At 45.0% G+C, this 22,016-nt stretch carries 19 protein-coding genes and 1 pseudogene; 9 read left to right on the top strand and 11 right to left on the bottom strand.

Annotated features, from left to right (window positions below):
* The first annotated feature begins 22 nt into the window (after positions 1 to 22).
* From HW45_RS00305 to HW45_RS00295, 3 genes and pseudogenes are all read left to right on the top strand, one after another.
* Positions 23 to 1,210 carry a 3-phenylpropionate MFS transporter gene (locus HW45_RS00305; protein ID WP_006073437.1) on the top strand — a complete coding sequence of 396 codons (1,188 nt, stop codon included), beginning with the start codon at positions 23 to 25 and terminating at the stop codon, positions 1,208 to 1,210.
* A gap of 71 nt (positions 1,211 to 1,281) precedes the next feature.
* Positions 1,282 to 4,710, top strand: a pseudogene (locus tag HW45_RS00300) (hybrid sensor histidine kinase/response regulator).
* A 463-nt stretch (positions 4,711 to 5,173) separates the two neighbouring features.
* Positions 5,174 to 5,497: a DUF3316 domain-containing protein gene (locus HW45_RS00295; RefSeq protein WP_038223853.1), complete on the top strand. Its 324-nt coding sequence runs from the start codon at positions 5,174 to 5,176 to the stop codon at positions 5,495 to 5,497.
* Positions 5,498 to 5,573: 76 nt separating this feature from the next.
* Here the strand turns inward: HW45_RS00295 and HW45_RS00290 are convergent, their stop codons facing one another.
* The 6 genes from HW45_RS00290 to aspA form a co-directional block, all read right to left on the bottom strand.
* Positions 5,574 to 7,277 (bottom strand): sodium:solute symporter family protein, encoded by a 1,704-nt coding sequence (locus HW45_RS00290; protein WP_006075414.1) that lies wholly within the window; start codon positions 7,275 to 7,277, stop codon positions 5,574 to 5,576.
* 11 nt (positions 7,278 to 7,288) lie between these two features.
* Positions 7,289 to 7,555 (bottom strand): DUF4212 domain-containing protein, encoded by a 267-nt coding sequence (locus tag HW45_RS00285; RefSeq protein ID WP_006075415.1) that lies wholly within the window; start codon positions 7,553 to 7,555, stop codon positions 7,289 to 7,291.
* 323 nt (positions 7,556 to 7,878) lie between these two features.
* A complete protein-coding gene (locus tag HW45_RS00280) occupies positions 7,879 to 8,514 on the bottom strand; it encodes a response regulator transcription factor (protein ID WP_038223850.1) in 636 nt (211 codons plus the stop codon).
* A 109-nt stretch (positions 8,515 to 8,623) separates the two neighbouring features.
* Entirely contained in the window at positions 8,624 to 10,441 is a 1,818-nt protein-coding gene (locus tag HW45_RS00275) for a protein-disulfide reductase DsbD (protein WP_038223848.1), read from the bottom strand.
* Positions 10,442 to 10,578: 137 nt separating this feature from the next.
* Entirely contained in the window at positions 10,579 to 11,889 is a 1,311-nt protein-coding gene (locus HW45_RS00270; protein ID WP_038223846.1) for an anaerobic C4-dicarboxylate transporter, read from the bottom strand.
* 148 nt (positions 11,890 to 12,037) lie between these two features.
* Positions 12,038 to 13,489, bottom strand: a complete 1,452-nt coding sequence (gene aspA / locus HW45_RS00265) for an aspartate ammonia-lyase (protein WP_038223844.1) — start codon at positions 13,487 to 13,489, stop codon at positions 12,038 to 12,040.
* 352 nt (positions 13,490 to 13,841) lie between these two features.
* On the opposite strand from aspA, the gene HW45_RS00260 reads away from it, so the two are divergent.
* Genes HW45_RS00260 through mutM form a run of 3 tightly spaced genes read left to right on the top strand, consistent with a single transcriptional unit; the run spans position 13,842 to position 15,672 of the window.
* Positions 13,842 to 14,345 (top strand): FxsA family protein, encoded by a 504-nt coding sequence (locus HW45_RS00260; RefSeq protein WP_038223841.1) that lies wholly within the window; start codon positions 13,842 to 13,844, stop codon positions 14,343 to 14,345.
* A 1-nt stretch (position 14,346) separates the two neighbouring features.
* Positions 14,347 to 14,853, top strand: coding sequence for a hypothetical protein (locus HW45_RS00255; protein WP_081875726.1), 507 nt, complete (start codon positions 14,347 to 14,349; stop codon positions 14,851 to 14,853).
* Positions 14,854 to 14,862: 9 nt separating this feature from the next.
* Positions 14,863 to 15,672 (top strand): bifunctional DNA-formamidopyrimidine glycosylase/DNA-(apurinic or apyrimidinic site) lyase, encoded by an 810-nt coding sequence (gene mutM, locus HW45_RS00250; RefSeq protein WP_038223838.1) that lies wholly within the window; start codon positions 14,863 to 14,865, stop codon positions 15,670 to 15,672.
* Positions 15,673 to 15,743: 71 nt separating this feature from the next.
* On the opposite strand, the gene lpxM is transcribed toward mutM, so the two are convergent.
* From lpxM to coaBC, 4 genes are all read right to left on the bottom strand, one after another.
* On the bottom strand, positions 15,744 to 16,700 hold the full coding sequence (lpxM, locus tag HW45_RS00245) for a lauroyl-Kdo(2)-lipid IV(A) myristoyltransferase (RefSeq protein WP_038223836.1): 957 nt from the start codon (positions 16,698 to 16,700) through the stop codon (positions 15,744 to 15,746).
* Between the two features lie 15 nt (positions 16,701 to 16,715).
* Positions 16,716 to 17,657, bottom strand: a complete 942-nt coding sequence (lpxL, locus tag HW45_RS00240; protein WP_038223833.1) for an LpxL/LpxP family Kdo(2)-lipid IV(A) lauroyl/palmitoleoyl acyltransferase — start codon at positions 17,655 to 17,657, stop codon at positions 16,716 to 16,718.
* 5 nt (positions 17,658 to 17,662) lie between these two features.
* Positions 17,663 to 18,253 carry a nucleoid occlusion factor SlmA gene (slmA, locus tag HW45_RS00235; RefSeq protein WP_006075426.1) on the bottom strand — a complete coding sequence of 197 codons (591 nt, stop codon included), beginning with the start codon at positions 18,251 to 18,253 and terminating at the stop codon, positions 17,663 to 17,665.
* A 227-nt stretch (positions 18,254 to 18,480) separates the two neighbouring features.
* The gene (coaBC, locus tag HW45_RS00230) at positions 18,481 to 19,683 is read right to left on the bottom strand and encodes a bifunctional phosphopantothenoylcysteine decarboxylase/phosphopantothenate--cysteine ligase CoaBC (RefSeq protein WP_038223831.1); all 1,203 of its coding nucleotides are present in this window, start codon (positions 19,681 to 19,683) and stop codon (positions 18,481 to 18,483) included.
* Positions 19,684 to 19,893: 210 nt separating this feature from the next.
* Here coaBC and radC point away from each other — a divergent pair, with 210 nt between their 5' ends.
* The 3 genes from radC (at position 19,894) to rpmG (ending at position 21,285) form a co-directional block, all read left to right on the top strand.
* A complete protein-coding gene (gene radC, locus HW45_RS00225; RefSeq protein ID WP_038223829.1) occupies positions 19,894 to 20,568 on the top strand; it encodes a RadC family protein in 675 nt (224 codons plus the stop codon).
* A 299-nt stretch (positions 20,569 to 20,867) separates the two neighbouring features.
* Positions 20,868 to 21,104, top strand: a complete 237-nt coding sequence (rpmB, locus tag HW45_RS00220) for a 50S ribosomal protein L28 (RefSeq protein WP_004728407.1) — start codon at positions 20,868 to 20,870, stop codon at positions 21,102 to 21,104.
* Positions 21,105 to 21,117: 13 nt separating this feature from the next.
* The gene (gene rpmG / locus HW45_RS00215) at positions 21,118 to 21,285 is read left to right on the top strand and encodes a 50S ribosomal protein L33 (RefSeq protein ID WP_002535344.1); all 168 of its coding nucleotides are present in this window, start codon (positions 21,118 to 21,120) and stop codon (positions 21,283 to 21,285) included.
* Between the two features lie 100 nt (positions 21,286 to 21,385).
* On the opposite strand, the gene trmL is transcribed toward rpmG, so the two are convergent.
* The gene (gene trmL / locus HW45_RS00210) at positions 21,386 to 21,862 is read right to left on the bottom strand and encodes a tRNA (uridine(34)/cytosine(34)/5-carboxymethylaminomethyluridine(34)-2'-O)-methyltransferase TrmL (protein WP_038223828.1); all 477 of its coding nucleotides are present in this window, start codon (positions 21,860 to 21,862) and stop codon (positions 21,386 to 21,388) included.
* Positions 21,863 to 22,016 lie beyond the last annotated feature (154 nt).

Raw genomic sequence — 22,016 nt, 5'->3', positions numbered from 1 at the left:
GTCGTTGTTTTAGGTTGCTGCTATGTTGAGTCCATCCCCATTCGCTTGGGTATCCCAATATTTATTTGGTTTCTTTTTTGCCTACGGTGTTTATCTGCCTTTCTGGGCGTTATGGTTTGAAGATCAAGGGGTATCTGCAGCAGATGTCGGTATGTTGATGGGATTAGGCTTTGCGACTCGCTGCGTTGCAAACCTATTGATTACCCCACGAATTCACAAAGCAGAAAGTCTGTTACCAGCACTACGCTGGGCAACGTTAGCGTGCACCATTTTTGTCGCTGCTCACCTAGCAGCAGGCCCAAGTTTTATGATGCTAGCCTTGGTCACAGTTCTGTTTAACCTCAGCTTTGGCCCGGTTGTGCCTTTATCCGATGCGATGGCTAACCACTATGCGAACCGCAGTATGTTGGATTATGGCCGTACCCGACTTTGGGGCTCTATTGCCTTTATAGCGGGTTCTTCTGTGGTGGGTTATTTAGCCTCACAGTTTGGCGCGAATATGATTGTTTACACCGCAATTGCGGGTTTCGTGTTCTCGATGCTGTTGGTGATGCGTAGTCCAGCGACTATGCCAGTTTCTCAACATGAAGATGATGCTGTTAGGCCAAAGCTGACATTACTGTTAAAAGATTGGTCGGTGATACGCTTTTTGGTGCTTATTGCGCTTATTCAGGGAAGCCATGCGGCTTATTACAGCTTTAGCTCTATTTATTGGAAGGAAGCAGGGCACCCAGAAAGCCTAATCGGCTATTTGTGGAGCCTAGGTGTGGTATCGGAAGTGCTATTGTTCGCTTTCAGTAAGAAATGGTTTGCAGGATGGTCGCTACGCACTCTGTTTGTTATTTCTTCTGTGGGTGTCATGGTTCGTTGGGGTTTGACGGCTTCAACGACCGCCGTTGGGGCACTTGTCGTTATCCAGTTACTGCATGGTGTGACGTTCGCAATCGCTCATATTGCTGCCATTCAATATATCCAAAAGTCTGATGCTAACAAGATGGTGGCATTGCAGGCCCTGTATAACGCCATCCCATTAGGTGCATTTATTGCGTTGATGATGGCCGTCAGTGGCTGGGGCTACGAACTGTGGGGAGCCAACGTTTTCTGGGGGATGGCGGCGATGGGCTTCTTCGCACTGTTTATTAAAGTTGAGCCGAAAAACAAAGGTGTGCGAGATATCAACGAAAATTCTCAGCCTGAGCCACAGAATTGAGGCTGAACATTTGTGAAAATTAGTGATAGCCCTTTAAATAATAGTTAAGGAATTTAAAGGGATATCACAACATGCAAGGATGGGTAGTCGTCCCCGTTTCACTGGCGTATTTGGGGATTTTGTTTCTTATTGCGTGGTATGGAGACAGACAAAAGAAATGGTTGTCTAACTGGCGACCTTGGGTGTATAGCCTGTCTATTGCTGTGTATTGTACTTCGTGGACCTTTTACGGAACCGTTGGTCAAGCCAGCTCCAATCCTTGGGCATTTCTACCCATTTATATCGCCCCCATTATCGTCTTCACATTAGGCTGGCGTGTTATTGCTCGCCTTATTTTGATAGCAAAGCGCGAACACATTACTTCAATCGCGGATTTTATTGCCGCACGATATGGCAAGTCTCAAGGCTTAGCGGTAGTGGTGACGCTGATTGCGGTAGCCGGCATCTTGCCTTACATAGCATTACAGCTTCGCGGTATTACGATGGGATTGGATGTCGTCGCACCGAATCTAGCGGATGAACTGGGCTATCAAGATAATCATATTTCGTGGTTTGTTGTTGGTGCGCTAGCAATTTTTACCATGCTGTTCGGCACTCGCCATATCGATAATACCGAGCACCATCGCGGCATGATGATGGCTGTTGCTTTTGAATCAATTATCAAATTGGTAGCATTCCTCGTTGTTGGCTTTTTCATTCTTTACTTGGCATGGCAACGCCCAGATATCCATCTTGGTGAACTGGCATCGAATACCTATCAATCCCCTAATATTCCTACCTTGCTAATTCATACCGGCCTGACCATGATGGCGATCGTGTGTCTGCCGCGTCAGTTCCACACGATTGTAGTGGAGAATGAGCGCGCCCAAGATTTACATACTGCAAGGTGGTTGTTCCCCGCGTATTTGGTCCTGATGGGGATATTTGTGCTGCCAATTGCTTGGGTAGGACAAGGGTTATTGATGGGAACATCTCCAGATACCTTTGTCATCAGTATTCCTAAGTTTGCAGAGGCGAACAATATCGCCTTATTGGCGTTTTTAGGAGGCACATCAGCCGCCAGTGGTATGGTGATTGTGTCTACCATTGCATTGGCGATTATGGTGTCGAATGATCTGGTGATGCCATTGTTACTGCGCCGAATTAAACTGGCGCACCGCTCACACCGTCATTTATCCGGTCTGCTGCTTATTATTCGTAGAGCACTCATTTGCTTGCTGTTGTTTGGCGCTTGGGCGTTTTATCAGGCGCTGGACACAATACACTCGCTATCGGCGATTGGTTTTTTGTCATTTTCGGCTATTACCCAGTTTGCACCTGCTTTGATAGGGGGGATGTATTGGCGTCTCGGTAATCGAAAAGGGGTGTATGTCGGACTGTTTGTTGGATTCGCCATTTGGCTGATCACCCTGATGAGTGAAACCGGGCTTTTAGCTGGCGATGCGACCAATAACTTACTTTTACGAGTGATTACGCCGCCCGATATTCTCTCATCTCTGCATATTGAAAGCTCTGACTGGGGCATGCTGATTAGCGTCGTGTTGAATGCTATTTGCTTTGTAGTGATTTCACTGGCCACTCGTTCAAGCCTAACAGAAAGACTGCAATCGGCTTCGTTTGTTGGTACGCCACTTCCTGAAAGTGAGAATCTCAGCTTATATCAAAGCCGAGTCACAGTGGCTGAACTGGAGATGCTTGCTTCTCGGTTTGTTGGCAGAACCAGAGTCAGAAGTGCATTTCGACAGTTTTGGAAGCAGCAGGAAAAGCAGCCTTTACCCAATCAGCAAGCCTCAGCAGAGCTAATTCGTCATACCGAACGTGTTTTAGCTGGGGTGTTTGGTGCGTCATCGGCCAAATTGGTGTTAACGTCGGCCTTGCAGGGACGAAATATGCAGCTTGAGGAAGTGGCAACCATTGTTGATGAAGCGTCGGAGCTTTATCACTTTAGTCGTGGCTTGTTGCAAGGGGCAATTGAACATATTGGACAAGGCATTGCGGTAGTAGACAAACAGCTTCGGTTGGTAGCGTGGAACCGTCGATACCTCGAGCTATTCAGCTTTCCCGCTGGATTAATCTAGGTCGGCAGACCCATTGCTGATGTCATTCGTCACAATGCACAACAAGGCCTATGTGGGCCAGGTGATCCTAATGAGCACGTTCGCAAACGTATTCATTATCTGGAACAAGGCTCTCCTCATACGTCGTCTCGAGTGCGTCCCGATGGTAGTGTGATCGAAGTTCAAGGTAACCCTATGCCCGGCGGCGGTTTTGTTATGAGCTTTACTGATATTACGGTATTTAGAGAAGCGGAAAGTGCATTACGTGATGCGAATGAGCGGCTTGAAGAGCGGGTGATTGAACGAACGCAAGAGCTCGAACAGCTCAACAAACGATTGGTGTTTGCCACCAAAAAGTCTGAATCGGAATCGCAATCAAAAATGCGTTTTCTAGCTGCGGTGAGCCATGACTTAATGCAGCCATTAAATGCAGCTCGTTTGTTTGCCTCTTCTTTATCGGAGGCAAGCAAGGATGATGAAACACGCCAACTCTCTTCTCATATCGAGAGTGCATTGGGAGCCGCAGAGGAGTTGATTGGCGATTTGCTGGATATTTCACGGCTTGAGTCTGGGAAGTTGCAGACTAACGTGCGCGGGTTTCAATTGTCGGAAGTCTTTAACAACCTGAAAGCGGAATTTAGTGCTATCTCTATCGGTCAACAGATTGATTTCTCGGTTGTCTCTTCATCGCTCATTGTAAAGTCTGATCCAAAATTGCTGCGCCGCGTGTTACAAAACTTCCTCACTAATGCGTTTCGTTATAACCCAGAAGGTAAGGTGCTGTTAGGTGCAAGAAGAGTTAACGGGCGAGTAAGAATTGATGTCTGGGATGATGGCATTGGTATTCCTGAAGACAAGCAAAAAGAGATCTTTAATGAGTTTACTCGGGTAGATCAAGCACGCGCGGATCAAGGCCTTGGGCTAGGGCTTGCGATATCACGTGGTATTGCAAGAGTGCTTAATCACCAGATATCGATGCGCTCGTGGCCGGATAGAGGAAGCGTCTTCTCGATAACTCTGGATGTGGCGACTGAAGTGGCTCCTGTTGCCGACAAAGCTAAATTGGCGCCAGACGCGGGGCTAAGTCATCTCAAAGTGCTATGCGTGGATAACGAACCCGACATCTTAGTCGGGATGCAAACCTTACTAGCTCGGTGGGGTTGTGATGTTCGTACCGCGTTGGATCTGGTTGCGAGTCTTAAGCACTTAGAAGAGGGGTGGGAGCCTGATGTCATTCTATCGGATTACCGGTTAGACAATGGACGTACTGGGCTGGAAGTGCTTCAACAGTTTAGGTTAAGAATGGGTGATTCATTTAATGGTGTCATCATCAGTGCAGATAGAACCGAGTCGATGTTAGACGGGATCAAATCCAATGGTTTTGGTTTTATTGCGAAGCCTGTTAAGCCTTTAAAACTCAGAGCGATACTCAATCGCGCTTGATTACCATATCAAAATGGGAGACTCATTTGTCATAATTATGTTTATGAGTTTTCCATATCTTTACGTTAAATAACCATTCATTTACCTTTCTTGACAGACGCTTTACGTAGCTGAAGCTATCCTTATTAGTAAGCAAGGGAGCTGTTGCACTTTAATTTCAAGTTGATGAGATGTTTATCAAAACAATGGCTTGTTTTATTGCCTTAATTAACAATTGCTTATCTTTTAAGGCTAAAAAAAAGTCATTTTTCTGAAATTAGTGAGACATACGTCAGGTCTTATGGATAGCAACTAGCAAACAGAAATGATGGGTTGTCGTTACTGAAAACTAGTAATGATTGTTATTTTTGTTTTTATTTTTATTTTATCTCCTCGTAGAGGAGGTGTTGGTTGAGCGTTAGGTCGTTGTACGTTCACCTGATTGTTGATGTACCCGTGGGGTACAGCGTTATGAGGTGTCATTATGAAAAAACTACTATCTCTGGCTGCAGTGTTAGCAGCGGTACCTATGGTGTCATTTGCTCAATATGACAATATTTATGGTAACGGTGGCATTGAAACTGCACCATTTGCCAGCAAAGCAGAAGCTATGGCTGCTGCAGAACAGGCTGAGCAAGGCTTAGAAGGCATGCCTTCACATGAATTGGTTTATGTACTTAGAACTCCTCATAAAGAGTTGAAGCACAACAGTCTAAAAATCGTAAAGACAGAAGTGAAAACTCGTGAAAAAGATGGAATGTATACGGGGTTTGTTGACGTAGAATATCGCTTCTCTCGTTATGATTAATGTTAATTTTCGCTAGTACGAAATAAAAGCCACCGCAATTGCGGTGGCTTTTTAGTTTTAGCGTTGTAGCGCTATATTAGTGGTCGTGTGCTGCGCCCGCACCTTTCGGATAGCGGATTGACTCAACCATATCTTGTACTTCTTTCGGCACTTCAGCGGTGAACTTGTTAACGATGATAGAAACCGTGAAGTTCAAACACATACCTAGAGTACCGATACCTTCTGGGCTGATTCCAAATAACCAATTATCTGGTGTATTTGCTGCTGGGTTTACAAACTTGAAGTAGATGATGTAAGCCGCAGTGAACAAGATACCTGAAAGCATACCTGCGATCGCACCTTCTTTATTCATCTTCTTATAGAAGATACCTAGGATAATCGCAGGGAAGAAGGAAGCCGCTGCTAAGCCGAAGGCGAATGCTACTACCTGAGCTACGAACCCTGGTGGGTTGATACCTAGGTAACCTGCACCTATTACGGCGAGTGCGGCGCCTATCCGGGCATACATCAATTCTTGCTTATCGGTCATGTCGGGCTTAAACCCTTTCTTGAGCAAGTCGTGCGAGACGGCTGTTGAGATAACAAGCAGTAGACCTGCTGCGGTAGAAAGTGCGGCGGCAAGACCACCAGCAGCCAGCAATGCAACTACCCAGTTTGGTAATTGAGCAAGCTCTGGAGAAGCCAGTACGATGATATCACGGTTAATCTTCATCTCATTGCGTTCGTCGCCTGAGTAGAACATTCTGCCGTCACCGTTCTTATCTTCCCAACCTACTAGACCAGTGCTTTCCCAGTTTTTGTACCAGCTTGGTGCTTCAGCTGCTGCGACACCTTTCATGTCTGGACCGTTGATCGTGTCAATCATGTTAACGCGAGCGAAGGCTGCTACTGCAGGCGCAGTGGTATAAAGTAGCGAGATAAAGACAAGTGCCCAACCTGCTGAGATACGTGCATCTTTTACGCGAGGTACTGTGAAAAAGCGAATAATAACGTGAGGTAGACCCGCAGTACCGACCATTAGAGCTGCACAGATAAAGAAGACGTCGACCATACTCTTCGAGCCATCAGTATAAGCGGTAAAGCCAAGCTCTTGAGTCAAGCCATCAAGTTTATCAAGTAAGTAGGTTTCAGAGCCCGAGATAGTTGAGCCAAAGCCCACTTGTGGGAAGACTGAGCCTGTCATCATGAGTGAAGTAAACACGGCTGGTACTAAGAATGCAAAGATTAACACACAGTATTGCGCCACCTGAGTATACGTGATGCCTTTCATCCCACCCATTACCGCGTAGAAGAAGACGATCGCCATACCGATAACGATACCAAGGTTAATATCTACCTCTAGGAATCGAGAGAATACAACACCAACGCCACGCATCTGTCCAGCCACGTAAGTGAAAGAAACGAAAATTGCGCAGAATACTGCTACCATACGTGCCGTTTTAGAGTAGTAACGATCACCGATAAAGTCAGGCACGGTAAATTTGCCGAACTTACGTAGGTATGGTGCTAGACATAGAGCAAGTAGAACATAACCACCTGTCCAACCCATTAGATACACCGCACCATCGTAACCGATGAATGAGATAATACCTGCCATTGAGATAAATGATGCGGCCGACATCCAGTCAGCTGCCGTAGCCATACCGTTCGCTACAGGGTGAACACCACCGCCAGCGACATAAAATTCACTTGTTGAACCTGCGCGTGCCCAAATCGCGATACCGATATAGAGCGCGAAGGTAATACCAACAAGAATAAACGTCCAAGTTTGAATATCCATTAGTGTGCCTCTTAGTCTTCCTGTACGTTATATTTCTTGTCGAGAGCGTTCATACGAGCGACATAAACAAAAATCAGTGCAACAAAGGTGTAGATTGAACCTTGTTGTGCAAACCAGAAGCCCAGTTTAAATCCGCCAAACTGAATAGCGTTAAGTGCGTCAACAAACAGGATTCCTGCGCCGTAAGATACGATGAACCAAACGGCTAATAGGGATCCCATGATTCCTAGATTTTCCTTCCAATAGGCTTGAGCTTGTTCTGATGATTCGAACGCCATGGCCTTCTCCTTTTGTGTGGTGTTAACGTATTGTTACGTTTTATAAGGTAGCAGGCTAAAGGCGATAACTCAGTGCAACTTTAGTCGACAGAAGAAAATGATTAAGCGTATACAAAACAAAGCTTTGCTGAACTTCGGTATGAAAAGTGTGATGTTAATTTGATGTTAAATTAGCCAAAGGTCTAACGTTTATCGATAAGATTGGAAATAAAAGTAGTTGAATGAGGTAGGAATTTATTGCAAATACTGCATGAAATCCCCTTCAGAGCGCATAGTAACTAGCTCTAAAGGGAGTAGTGAAGCGAGTTGAGGAGCGGAAAGAGCTAGCTGTCGGATTCCATTTGCTGCAATAGAATCACCGCTTGAGTACGATTCTTTACACCAAGTTTTCTAAATATCGCCGTCATATGTGCTTTGATTGTAGCTTCAGAGACATTCAAATCATAAGCAATTTGCTTGTTCAGTAAACCATCAGACAACATGCCTAATACTTTGTATTGTTGTGGAGTAAGTGTCGCCAGCTTTTCCGCAAGGTCGTTGTTCTCAGCACTATCAATCAAAAGCTCAGCAGGGAAATAAGGTTCTCCGTTCAACACCTGATTCAAAGCATTAATCAGTTCACGCATGTCACTGGATTTAGGAATAAAACCAAAAGCGCCATGCGTTTTAGCCTGAGACACGATACTGGGCTCTTCACTAGCAGAGATAACGACGACCGGAATATCCGGATAGTCAGCTCGTAGGTGAATCAGTCCGGACATGCCATTGGCTCCTGGCATTTTAAGATCAAGCAAGATCAAATCTGGTTCATCATTCTTGGCAAGCAATCCAAGTAGCGAATCCAAGGAATCAGCTTCTAGTAGATTGGCACCACTTATCGCCATGTGCACTGATTGGAAAAGTGCATTCCTAAAGAGTGGGTGATCATCAGCGATAATAATGGTGTAGCTGGGTTCCATAACATCTCAACTTTTTACGAAAGTGTTAATTTATATTATTAATTCAGACGGCTCTTTGAACAAATGAATCAATGCAAAACTCTGATGAGAATCGAATTTTTATTGTCTATCATGGGCTCAAAGTATCAATCAGCTGGTTTTTACGAAGATGTTGCAAAAAATCTTCAGCAGGAACAAAGCCTGTAAGACGAGCGCTGGACACCGCATTGCCTTTTGCATCCCAAAATTCAATCGTAGGGAGTCCAAGCACATCCATCTGTTTAAGCAACTCAATATCTTGAGGTTGGTTTTTAGTGACGTCGGCTTGAAGTAACACAAACTGAGACAACACGGGCTCAACCGAGGCGTCATGGAAGGTGTACTTCTCGAACTCTTTACATGCCACACACCAGTCGGCATAGAAGTCCAGCATAACGGGTTTTCCAGCTTGTTTTGCTTTGGCGAGTTCCGCATTGAGCTCTTGTACATTACTAATCTGGATAAAACTGACAGTGACTTCGCTGCTCACATTATTGCTGGTGGAGCCAAACCAATGGTTCAGCAAAGGTTGTGCTGAAGCAAATAAACCTAGGATGGCCAGTATCCCAACACAGCTTTGTTTCCAACCGCCGAAGGGCAGTGCGTTTTTCTGATGATAAAGCCAACCAAAGGCAGAGATGCCCAGTACTGACCAAAGCACGGTACTCCAAAACTCAGGCAGTAGTCTTTCAAGTAGAAAGATTGGCGCTGCGAGTAAGACAAAACCAAACAGTATTTTAACTCGTTCCATCCAATTACCCGCTTTAGGCAGCAGTTTATTTCCAAATACCGCGGCAGCCATAAGAGGGATACCCATACCTATGGCAAGAGCATAAAGCGCGATACCGCCAGTCAGTAAATCTCCACTTTGTGCTACATACAACAACGCTCCTGATAACGGAGCTGTAGTACAAGGAGAACAGACTAAACCTGAGATAGCTCCCATGGCGAAAACACCAAATAAGTTGCCACCTTGCTGTTTATTGCTGAGATTATTGAGCCAAGTTTGCAGTCCGCTTGGGAGCTGTAGGGTATACAAACCAAACATAGATAATGATAGCGCGACAAACAAAGTACTGAGGCCGATCAACACATACGGATGCTGCATCGCGGCTTGAAACTGCATACCAGCAGACGCGACGACTAGTCCCAGCAGTGTGTAAGTTAACGCCATACCTTGTACATATACGAGGGATAATACCAGTGCTTGTTTATGGCTGCGTTTACCTCCGCCCAACACGATGCTGGTTAGGATAGGGTACATAGGTAGCACACAAGGCGTGAAGGCGAGCCCTATGCCTAATAGTAAGAATAATGCAGGCGTCCACCAGTTTTGAGCCAGTTTATCAGTCAGCTCACTATCTCGAGTTTTCGAGTGGGTGGCGCTAGCAGTATCCGCAGCTGTTGCTTTAATGTCATTCGCGTTATCGAGAGGAGTTGCACTGTCAAAGTCGAATGGACTGATGTCTATGACACGTGTTTCTGGTGGATAACAGAAGCCTGCTTTTGCACAGCCTTGGTACTGCACAATGAGCTTGGCTCCAGTCTGATATTGACTCATTGGTACTTCGACAAAAAGGGGTTCTGTGTAGATATTGACGTCACCAAAAAATTCATCTTTATACGGTGTTCCGTCTTCCATCTTGATGCTGCCAATAGCGACATTTTCACCACTGATTGCAATGCGCTCTTGATAGAGGTAATAGTCCTCTTTGACCTGCCAATCGATGAACACTTTATTACCTTGTTGGTAGAAGTTCATAGGGAAAGCTTCATCAACAGGGACAAAAGTATTGGCGGTATTTGGAGCGAAAGCTGGTGCATTATTGGAGTTGCCAAATAGCGCCCAGCTCGGGGTAGAGAAGGCAATAGCGAAAAGTAAGATGAACGGAGACAATATTCGGTACATACAAGCCAAGTAAACGCGATCGTGAATAAGTTGAGGTTATATTAACTTAGGACAGGAAGATAGGCTGTTTTGTTTCAACTCAGACAAAAAAAGAGCCGCGTATCAACGCAGCTCTCATTTTTTAGAATAGCCTAAGGTTAGCCAATCAAAATGCCGCCAAAGGCAAAGCCTAGTGCAACTGCTGTCGCGATAGTTGCCACACCAGGAATGAAGAATGGGTGGTTAAAGACTAGATTACCAATTCTCGTTGAACCTGTGTCATCCATTTCTACCGCCGCCAATAAGGTTGGGTACGTTGGAAGAACGAATAGTGCACTAACCGCTGCAAATGAGGCAACAGCTGTGAGAGGAGCAACTCCAATCGCCAATGCTGCTGGCATAAGTGCAACTGTCGTTGCGCCTTGAGAATAAAGCAGCATAGAAGCAAAGAACAGTACTAGGGCTAGCATCCATGGGTAGTCAGCAAGTAGCGCGCCTGCAAACTCTTTGATGCCGTCTACGTGTGCGTTAACGAATGTTGAGCCTAACCATGCAACACCTAGTACGCACACACATGCTGTCATGCCTGAGCGGAAGGTGGCTGCTGAAGGAATTTTAGACGCATCGATCTTCGTGGTTAGCGTGATGATGGCTGCCGCTGCTAACATCACCGTCATAATTGCTTCGTTACGTCCAAGTGCAGGGTCTTCAATCAAACCAATAGAGCCGGAGATAGCCGCTGCGTAACAAACAACGAAGGCAATCGCACCTAGGAAGATGTAGGTTGCTTTCTTCGCTGTCGGTAGGATCTCACGTTTTTGAGCAGTGTTTAGTTTGATAAGACCTTGAGCCAAGCGTTCTTGATAAACCGGATCATCTTTAAGCTCACTACCCATAAAGTTGGCAACAAACGCACCGACCATACAAGCGATAAAGGTGGTTGGGATACAAACCGCAAGAAGTGTTAAGTAATCAACGCCCATTGGCGCTAGCATAGCTGCAAAAGCGACAACTGCGGCTGAGATTGGAGACGCTGTAATCGCGATTTGGGAAGCGACAACGGCGATTGAAAGCGGGCGAGATGGACGAACGCCCTGACCTTTTGCCACTTCGGCAATTACAGGTAGTGTAGAGAACGCGGTATGACCTGTACCAGCCATGAGTGTCATCAAGAAAGTTACAATTGGAGCGTAAAAGGTAATCCTTTCTGGATGTTTGCGAAGAAAATCTTCAGCAACTTGTACTAACCAGTCCATGCCACCAGCAACTTGCATTGCGGCAATCGCAGTAATGACTGACATGATAATTAGAATAACATCCACCGGGATGTAAGCTTGGCTTGTCGGTACGCCTAAGACTAAAGATAGGGCAATAACACCCGCACCACCCGCTAAACCAATTCCAATACCGCCTATACGTGCACCTAAATAGATAAATAGCAGTACGACGGCCAGTTCTATAGCAACCATAGCAATTCCTCGCATTATATCTTTGGGTCATTTGTGTAAATGACGGAAGATATTTGTTTATGTCGTGTTATTTGAATTTTATAAAGTCTTTAATTTGGCAAAGTAACAACTAAAAAGGCTCCCCAAAAGGAGAGCCTTAACAGCAGTATTACTCGTAGCGTTTCGCTTTATACTGAGGTTTCATCAGATTGTCTACTGAGAATATGTCATCGAGCTCTTCTTCTGAAAGTAGCCCTCTCTCAAGCACTACTTCACGAACACTCTTACCAGTTTCAGCACAAATCTTACCCACAATGTCGCCTTCGTGGTGACCAATATAAGGATTTAGGTAAGTCACAATACCAATAGAGTTAAAGACATAGCCCTCACAGACTTCTTTATTAACGGTGATGCCATCTACACATTTATCACGAAGGTTAATGCAGGCATTCTTTAGAATATCGAGAGACTCAAACATGCTTTGTGCGATGACTGGCTCCATCACGTTAAGCTGAAGCTGTCCACCTTCTGCTGCAAATGAGATAGTGTTGTCATTACCAAGTACTTTGAAGCACACTTGGTTAACCACCTCAGGCACTACAGGGTTTACTTTAGCTGGCATAATGGATGAACCAGCTTGAAGCTCAGGTAGGTTCAGCTCGTTCAAGCCTGTACGTGGGCCTGAAGACAACAAACGAAGATCATTACAGATCTTAGATAGCTTAACCGCCAAGCGTTTTAGAGCGCCGTGTGTCATTACATAAGCGCCACAATCTGACGTTGCTTCAATCAAATCTTCAGCTGGAACACATTCTAGTCCAGTGACTTCAGTTAGGTGTTTAACGGCTAACTCTTGATAACCTTCTGCAGCGTTTAGGCCTGTACCGATGGCTGTTGCGCCTAGGTTGACTTCAAGCAGTAACTTAGAGGTGTAGTCTAGGTTACGAATTTCTTCGTTCAAAGTGACGGCCCAAGCATGGAATTCTTGGCCCACAGTCATAGGAACGGCATCTTGTAGCTGGGTACGGCCCATTTTTAGAATCGTAGAGAACTCTTGGCTCTTGTCTTCAAATGAACCTTTTAGATACTCGATAGCATCAATGAGTTTACGAACACTGTTGTAAACCGCGATGCGGAACCCTGTTGGGTACGCACAGTTGGTAGACTGGCTCTTATTTACATGGTCATTAGGGTTGATGAACTCATATTGACCTTTTTCTTTACCCATCAGCTCTAGCGCAACGTTAGCAATGACTTCGTTGGTGTTCATGTTGACAGAAGTGCCTGCGCCGCCTTGGAACACGTCAGATGGGAATTGGTCCATGCACTTGCCAGTTTCCAAAATAACATCACATGCTTGAATAATGAATTGCGCGATGTCTTTTGGAATGACGCCTAGTTCTCTGTTGGCTAATGCGGCTGCTTTCTTGGTCATTACCATACCGCGAACAAAGTCGGGTACATCAGAAATGGTAACGTTGGAGATATTAAAGTTTTCGATAGCGCGCAGCGTGTGAATGCCATAATAAGCATCCGCCGGGACATGACGTTGGCCTAATAGATCTTCTTCAATACGAGTGGCTTGAGTTGCTACAGGATTAGCGTGTGTGGTTGTAGCCATATTTTGGATCCTTAGATTATTGTTCTGCGTTGATTACAGTATATTTGCCAAATCTGTTTTAAGAATCCATTCGCCAGAATAATTGGCTAGTTATTACGTCCTGACTTATGGGGTACATATTACTCAAAGTAGCACATAAAAATAGTATCCAGATCACCTTTTTCACCGAAAGTTTGCACAACGTTGCGTAACGAGTCGGAGATGCGATAACCATCAAAAAAATTCATGAATTTATTGTTCAAATTTATACTTTGTAAAACTAAATCTGTGCTTTATACAGGTGAAATTGAGCATTTTATTTGTGGTTTGGTTCTAGGTCAGCGTAAACTGACATCAAACCAAGGAGGACGTTGTGTTTCCGATATTATTATTACTGTTTATTTTTGTACCAATTATCGAAATTGGGTTGTTTATTCAAGTCGGTGGTTTCCTAGGATTGTGGCCAACAATCGGGTTAGTTTTACTAACGGCTTTTGTGGGTGCGTCTTTAGTAAGAAGCCAAGGTTTGCAAACGCTAATGTCGGTGCAAACGCGACTTCAGCAAGGTGAAATGCCTGCACAACAAATTGTTGAAGGTGTCATGCTAGCGGTATCGGGTGTCCTATTGCTTACCCCTGGCTTTATGACGGATGCACTTGGCATGTTAGTCCTATTACCGGCACCGCGTGCGGCGATAGCGAAATATTTGATGAGTAAAATGGTAGTGAAAACCATGTCTAACGGAGCGTTTCACCAAGGCGGCTTCCAAGGTCATGATCCTTTCCAACAAAATCCTTTCGACAAGCACCAAGATGGCAATACTTTTGAAGGTGAATACGAGCGTAAGGATGACGATGATCGTAATAAGTTAAACTAACGTGATATTCAAACGTTTCAAGCTCACCAAGCGTCGTTGGAACAACATATTAATTATCGCCATCTCGGCGTTTATGTTGTTGATGGCGGCGCCAAATCTCATTAAGCAGTATCTTATTGAGCAAGATGTCGAGCCTCAGGTTTTAACTGGGTTGGTGCTAGATCCAAATGCCAGTCCAATTGAAATCAACTACGCAGGCATACAGTTTTATCTTGATGACGAGACTTGGCATGCCATTCCTGAAAAATGGACGTCAGACGCAGCTAGTGTCATTCAGCGTTGGCGAGCCATTCAGGGGACTCCTGTAGATGAGAAGACCTACGCCAAACTAAAACCTGTATTGGAAAACCCAGTGACGGTCGAGGTGTGGTATCAAGAGAAAGAAGAGCCTCAACGTATTACGGCCTATCAGCTTGAAAAATTCTGGCTGCTGAATACCTACGATGAAAATTGGGTTGCAGTCAGCTTTGAAGCCAGTAGTCTAATACCTACCGAATCCAATCAATAAAGGGCTCTTATGCCAGAGTTACCTGAAGTAGAAGTGTCTCGTCTTGGGATCAGTCCACACTTATTGGATGAGACCATTAAAGAAATTGTGGTACGCCAAAGACAATTGCGCTGGTTGATCCCACAAGAAATTCATCAGTTACATGGGCAAGCGATCACGTCGATTCGTCGTCGAGCTAAATATTTGCTGATAGACACTGATAAAGGAACGGCAATTGTTCACCTTGGTATGTCGGGAAGTTTACGTGTTCTTGAGAACCCACCTGAAGCGGAGAAACACGATCACGTTGATTTGGTTTTGAGTAACGGTAAAGTGATGCGTTACAACGATCCACGTCGCTTTGGGGCTTGGCTTTGGTGTGCGCCTGGAGAATCTCATGAACTCCTAGCGAACTGTGGTCCTGAGCCATTGACGGAAGAGTTTTGTGCCGATTGGATGTTGGAGAAAGCAAGAAACAAACGTGTGGCGGTAAAAACCTTCATTATGAACAACGCCAATGTTGTGGGGGTAGGCAATATCTACGCTTGTGAGTCCTTGTTTAGCGCTGGAATACACCCAACAACACCCGCTTATAAAGTGACTTTGACTCAGTGGCAGTTACTCGTTTCAGAAATAAAGCGTGTTTTAGCACAAGCGATCACTCAAGGTGGTACGACGTTAAAAGATTTTTCTCAATCGGATGGTAAGCCAGGGTACTTCGCTCAAGAGTTGCAAGTCTATGGACGAGCTAACGAACCTTGCCATCAGTGCGGAGAACCAATAGAACAAATGAAAATCGGGCAGAGAAACACCTTTTTTTGTTCCCATTGTCAGCAGTAATATTGTGTCTTGTATTCAAACAAAAGCGCTTGCCGAGGCAAGCGCTTTTGTTTTTGATTGATGTTTGGCGACTAGATATTGTCGTAGATACGAATACCGTCACGTTGGGTTTCGAGAAGGTATAGGTTCCACATATACTGCTCAGGTTTATCTCGTAGCAAATCTTCAATCGCTTTATTCATCGCCCGTGCATCTTGCTCCTCATCACCCGTAGGGAAGTTGTCGATAGCAGGCAGAATATGCACTTCGTATTTGCTGGTTTTGTCGTTATAGGCAGGCAGGACGGGTACTACTTTCGCTCGCGATAATCGAGACATTTTGCCAAAGCCTTTTAATGTGGCTTTTTCAGTAGCAAAGAAAGGCACAAATACTGAGTTTTGTGGACCATGATCCTCATCAGGCAGCCAATATCCGATATACCCATCTTTAATAGAGCGTACGAATGGTTTCACTCCAGCACTACGAGCAAAGATACGACCACCATATTGCATACGCTGAACATGCATCAGCCAATCACCAATAGGGTTGTTTTGTGGCTTCATGATCGTTGCGACTTTGTAACCTTGCGCAGCGAGCATCACCGCCGGGTAATCAACAGCCCATGCGTGTGGTGCTAAGATAATCACATTCTCACCAGCATCTAATAAAGGCATCAGATTTTCTTCACCGATCATAACGCCGCGCTTCTGGTTGTGTTTAGTTGAGCGAATCAAAAACTCTGAATACCCCAACAAGTATTGACCCGCTTTAGCAAACGTCTCTTCGACAATATGCTGGATCTCTTGCTCGGACTTTTCGGGAAAACACTTTTGTAGATTGAGGCGAGTACGCCTTACTACACGACCATTTTTGCCAACGATAATACCAGAGATGTAGCGGGCAAATTTATCGCGTGGTTTAGCGGGTACAAAAGCCAGCAAAACAGCAAAGAGAATACCGAGCCAAGTTCCCCAGTGTTTTGGGTGTAAGAATGCCCATTGGAATGTAGGATTGTAGAGGTTCTTATCTACGTGTTGTTGATTACTCATTCATTACCTTTGAGCTTATTGATACCTTGAGTCTGTAAGAGTTTTATCTGGCAGCGATTTGAACCGTTTGTGCATCCACAACCATTGCTCTGGCGCACGTAGGATAATTTGCTCAACATACTTATTCATGTAAGCGGCTGCGGCAGTCTCATCTTTCTTAGGGTAGTCGCCTTCTATGGATTCAGCAGCGATGATCTCATATTTGCCTTCGCTAGTCCTAAAACCTGACCCAGGAACAATGGCACACTTACTGGTGTATGCTAGGATACTGGTTCCTGTTGTTGTGCAGGCTTCTTTGACCGCAAATAGTGGAACAAACACTGACTTATTGTGACCATAATCCTGATCAGGTAAATAGAACAAACGATGGCCTTGACGCATAACGCGGATCATCGATTTCAGGTCAGTTCGATAGATCAGTTTATTACCATTACGTGTTCTTCCACGGTATTGAATGAACTCATACGCGGGGTTACTGTGAGGACGATAAGCTCCGTAACCAGGAAGCCCTAACACTGCGAAAGCTCGAGCGGTAATTTCGAGATTTAACGCATGTACACAGCACAGCAGTACACCTTTACCTTCAACTTCATGCTTTTCAAGCGCACTGATATCTTTTGCAACCAAAATACGCTTAAAGCGCCATGTTGGCCAAAACCAGGTGATTCCCGTTTCAATCAGAGCCATACCAGAGTTTTTAAAGTTCTCTTCGACAAAAGTATCAAGCTCTTGCTCATTCATCTCAGGAAAAGCGAGCTCAAGATTTCGCCGAGCAACTTTCGCTCTTTTCTTACCATAGCGCATCCCAAATTTGCCCAAACCTCGGCCTAGTTTGAGGAGGAGAGAATAAGGAAGCAAATTTACAATCAGCGCCAGTAGACCAAACCCGAACCATACTCCCCAATATTTAGGATGAAGTAACGATAAGGTAAAGTCTGGCTTTTTATCTGTTTTCATTCGGTTTACTGCAATTGTAGTTTGAGTAACGCCCAGTATTCATCAAACGTGGACGTTGGCGTGTATTTAAAGTCAGAGCGAACAAAGCGGTTTAAGCTACCTTCAACTTGACCAAGCAGTTGTGCTGCTAGGATTTTATCATCAACGGGGAAGCTTTTACCTTCGCGAATTTTGCGCTCACGAAGGATTTGACGTAAAGATGTCTCAATTCTTTCATAAAGCTGATTAATTCGGTCGCGTAATCGTTCATTCTCAAACATTAGAGCATGACCAGAAAGAATGCGACTTAATCCTGGGTTGCGCTCGGAGAAAACGAGAATCAATTGAAGCACCAGACGAATACGTGTCAGTGTGTCTTTTTCTTCATCGAGAATGCGGTTAATTCGAGACATTAAAGATTCTTCAATAAACTCGATAAGCCCTTCGAACATACGGGCTTTGCTGGGAAAATGACGATAGAGGGCTGCTTCAGACACCCCAACTTGCTTGGCAAGCTTTGCGGTGGTGATGCGAGATGTTCCTTCATTAGACTCAAGCATTTGAGCGAGTGCTTGAAGGATTTCCTCTTTTCTATTCGACTTTTTCGTAGCGGACATAAATCCTTTTCCTTTTGATTACTGCATGCCAATTTCAGCACGATATCGCCCATAAGTAGATCTGTTAGTGTACCTAAGCGGCTTATAACTACACAGTTCAACATGGTAAATGGTTGAACTGTGTAACAATCTCTGTTTTGGAGAGTACATTAACGGAAAGGCACTCTGTGATAAGCAGTTTGCCTATGAGTAACACAAACAGTGTGTGCCACCTTGTCTCATTAGATTTATGCTAGCTGCTCTGAGATAGCTTCCCAAATGGCGTGACTTAACTCAGTTTTCATTGCGCTGCCTAATGACTTGCTACCGCCTTGCCAATATACGGTAATCGCATTTGAGTCACTGTTAAAGCCTTGACCAGCGATAGATACATCATTTGCACAAATCATATCCAGATTCTTACGTTGTAGCTTATCTAAGGCGTACGCCTCGACATCTTGTGTCTCAGCGGCAAAGCCTACAGTAAAAGGACGTGACGCCGATAACGATGCCACTGAGGCAATGATGTCAGGATTCTTCACCATAGTGATATGCATATCATCGTTATCTGCAGTTTTCTTGATTTTTTGAGCGGCAATATCGACAGGGCGATAGTCGGCTACAGCAGCGCAGCCAATGAAAATATCGTGATGGGTGGCATTGGCTATAGCCGCTTGATGCATCTCTTCGGCACTGACAACGTTAATGCGCTTTACTCCATTTGGCGTTTGGAGAGAAACTGGACCTGAAATCAACGTAACCTCAGCACCGAGCTGCTGTGCTGCTTGAGCCAAAGCGAAGCCCATTTTTCCAGAGCTGTGGTTAGAAATATAACGGACAGGGTCGATAGCCTCACGAGTTGGGCCTGCGGTGATCACAACCGACTTGCCTGACAATGTCTTAGGACCAAAGAACTGCTCACATTTCTCGACCAATTGCATTGGTTCAAGCATGCGTCCTGGGCCAACGTCACCACAGGCTTGTTCACCAGCGGCAGGTCCCCAGATCATCATTTCTCGACGTGCGAGTGTGGCGATGTTTTCTTGGGTTGCTACGTTAAGGTACATTTGTTGATTCATTGCCGGTGATACGGCAACAGGAGCATCGGTAGCCAGAACCAGCGTTGACAGTAAGTCATTCCCCATACCCGCTGACATTCTAGCAATAAGGTCGGCAGTTGCTGGGGCTAGAAGAACAAGGTCAGCCCACTTAGCTAATTCAATATGACCCATGGAAGCTTCGGCAGCAGGGTCGAGTAAACTATCGGAGACTGGTCTGCCGGAGACGGCTTGCATGGTGAGAGGGGTAATGAACTCTTTGGCCGCTTTCGTCATGACGACTTGCACTTCTGCGCCGCGCTCGATGAGTCGACGCGTTAGCTCTGCACATTTGTAGGCTGCGATACCACCGCTAATGCCCAATAGTATTTTCTTTCCAGCTAATGTTTGCATAACCAGCTCCTTAAATTTTTCTGCGGCTAAGATAGCAAATGCGTTGATGTCCCGCCACTTTCAAGGGGCTTACCTGCAAAACTGCTGTTTGATAAACCGCGCAGTTACATACTAACGAGTATTGATTCGCAGCTTACTTGTTGCCACCTGTCTATTTATTGCTAACTAAGTAATAAAGCAGAGACCTAAGTTCTACTTTAACTATCCATCATGGTTCTAAAACATCTCCCTAGTGAATCATTACCTCGAGAGAAGCTGCTAAATAGAGGCAGTCATGCTCTGAGTGATGCTGAGCTGCTTGCCATTTTTCTGCGTACTGGAACAAAAGGCATGAATGTCGTGCAACTGGCAGATGCTTTGTTGTCAGATTTCGGTTCTTTAAGATCTCTGTTTACTGCTAGTCAGGAGGCATTTTGTCAACGTAAGGGGTTGGGGCTGGCAAAATACGTTCAGTTGCAAGCTGTGTTGGAAATGAGCCAGCGCTATTTATGTGAGACCATACAGCGAGGAGATAGTTTAAATAGTCCAGAGCAGACTAAACACTATTTAATGAGTGTGCTGCGAGATAGGCATAGAGAAGCTTTCTATGTTCTGTTCTTAGACAACCAGAATCGTGTCATTGCCGATGAAATAATGTTTGAAGGTACGATAGATGCTGCGTCTGTTTATCCTAGGGAAGTGGTAAAGCGCGCTCTGCATCATAATGCGGCGGCTTTAATCCTTGCTCACAATCATCCTTCGGGCGTGGCAGAGCCTAGTCAGGCCGATAGGCGTATCACTAGACGTTTAGCTGATGCGCTCGGCTTAGTCGATATTCGAATCTTGGACCATTTTGTCGTGGGGGATGGGGAAGTGGTCTCTTTTGCGGAAAGAGGCTGGATTTAACTGCTTAAATAGAAGAAAGTACATTTTATTGTAATAACTGTGATACAGAGCTTTTGTTTTGGTGATTTTCTGCTATGATTCGCGCACTAAATTATCAACCAACATCAGCTCAAAGTGAAAAAGATCAGCAAATTCTTAAAAAAGGATCTGTTCGGGTCTTGAGCAATGCATGTCAAGTTAGTATAATGCGCGACCTTTGATAGCCTTGTATGGGTATTCCATAATGGTTATGGCCTCTTATAATTGAGGTTCGGCCACCAAGGTTGATATCGAGCTGAAACGATTTGGAGAAGACATTCATGTCCCGAGTATGCCAAGTAACTGGTAAGCGTCCTGTAACGGGTAACAACCGTTCACACGCACGAAATGCTACCAAGCGTCGTTTTCTGCCGAACCTACAAACTCATCGTTTCTGGGTAGAAAGCGAAAAACGCTTTGTTAAACTACGTCTGACCGCTAAGGGTATGCGTATTATTGATAAGAAAGGCATCGATGCTGTTCTTGTTGATATCCGTGCTCGTGGCGAGAACGTATAAGAGGAATTAAGCAATGGCTAAAGGCATTCGTGAGAAAATTCGTCTAGTATCATCTGCTGGTACTGGTCACTTCTACACAACTGACAAGAACAAGCGTAACATGCCAGGCAAATTTGAGATCAAAAAGTTTGATCCAGTTGTTCGCCAACACGTTATGTACAAAGAAGCTAAAATCAAGTAATTGATTAGTTTCTTCTTGTTACGTATTGAAAACCCAGCTTAGTGCTGGGTTTTTTATTGCCTGAATTTCAGGCTCGGTTAACGCTCTCGCTAAAAAGGGCTTAAACCGCCCCTTCAAAACCAAACTGTCGCCACGCTTCATAGGCAATAATCGCCACCGCATTAGATAGGTTTAGACTGCGCGCATCTGGCATCATCGGAATGCGAATGCGTTGCTCCATCAGTAGACTTTCAATCACTTCTGCGGGCAGACCGCGGGTCTCTGGTCCAAATAGCAATACATCACCTTGCTGGTACTTCGCATCCGTGTGATGGCCGGTGGTTTTTGTGGTGCAAGCAAATAAGCGGTAGCTCGGATTGTTCTCTTCAAGGTAAGCGATAAAGGCGGCGTAGTCTTTATGACGTTTGACGCGAGCTAGATCATGATAGTCGAGACCGGCGCGACGCACTTTCTTCTCTTCTAAATCAAAACCAAGCGGTTCGATTAGGTGTAGGTTCGCGCCACAGTTGGCACAAAGTCGGATGATGTTTCCGGTATTCGGAGCAATTTCTGGCTCGTAAAGGGCGATATCAAACATATTGGTTGTAGACTCATACTAAACAATGAGATGAGTATACCTGAAGAGTAAAAAGAACGGCATCCTTCAAGCCTATCGTTATCCTGAAAACTATCGTCATCCCCGTGTAGGCGGGGAGCTACCCAAAGTGCACACCAAGCCTCATGTAGATTCC

It is taken from the genome of Vibrio sp. ER1A, from assembly GCF_000733315.1.
GTDB lineage: Bacteria > Pseudomonadota > Gammaproteobacteria > Enterobacterales > Vibrionaceae > Vibrio > Vibrio mediterranei.
This window is presented reverse-complemented; position numbering and strand designations above follow the sequence as displayed.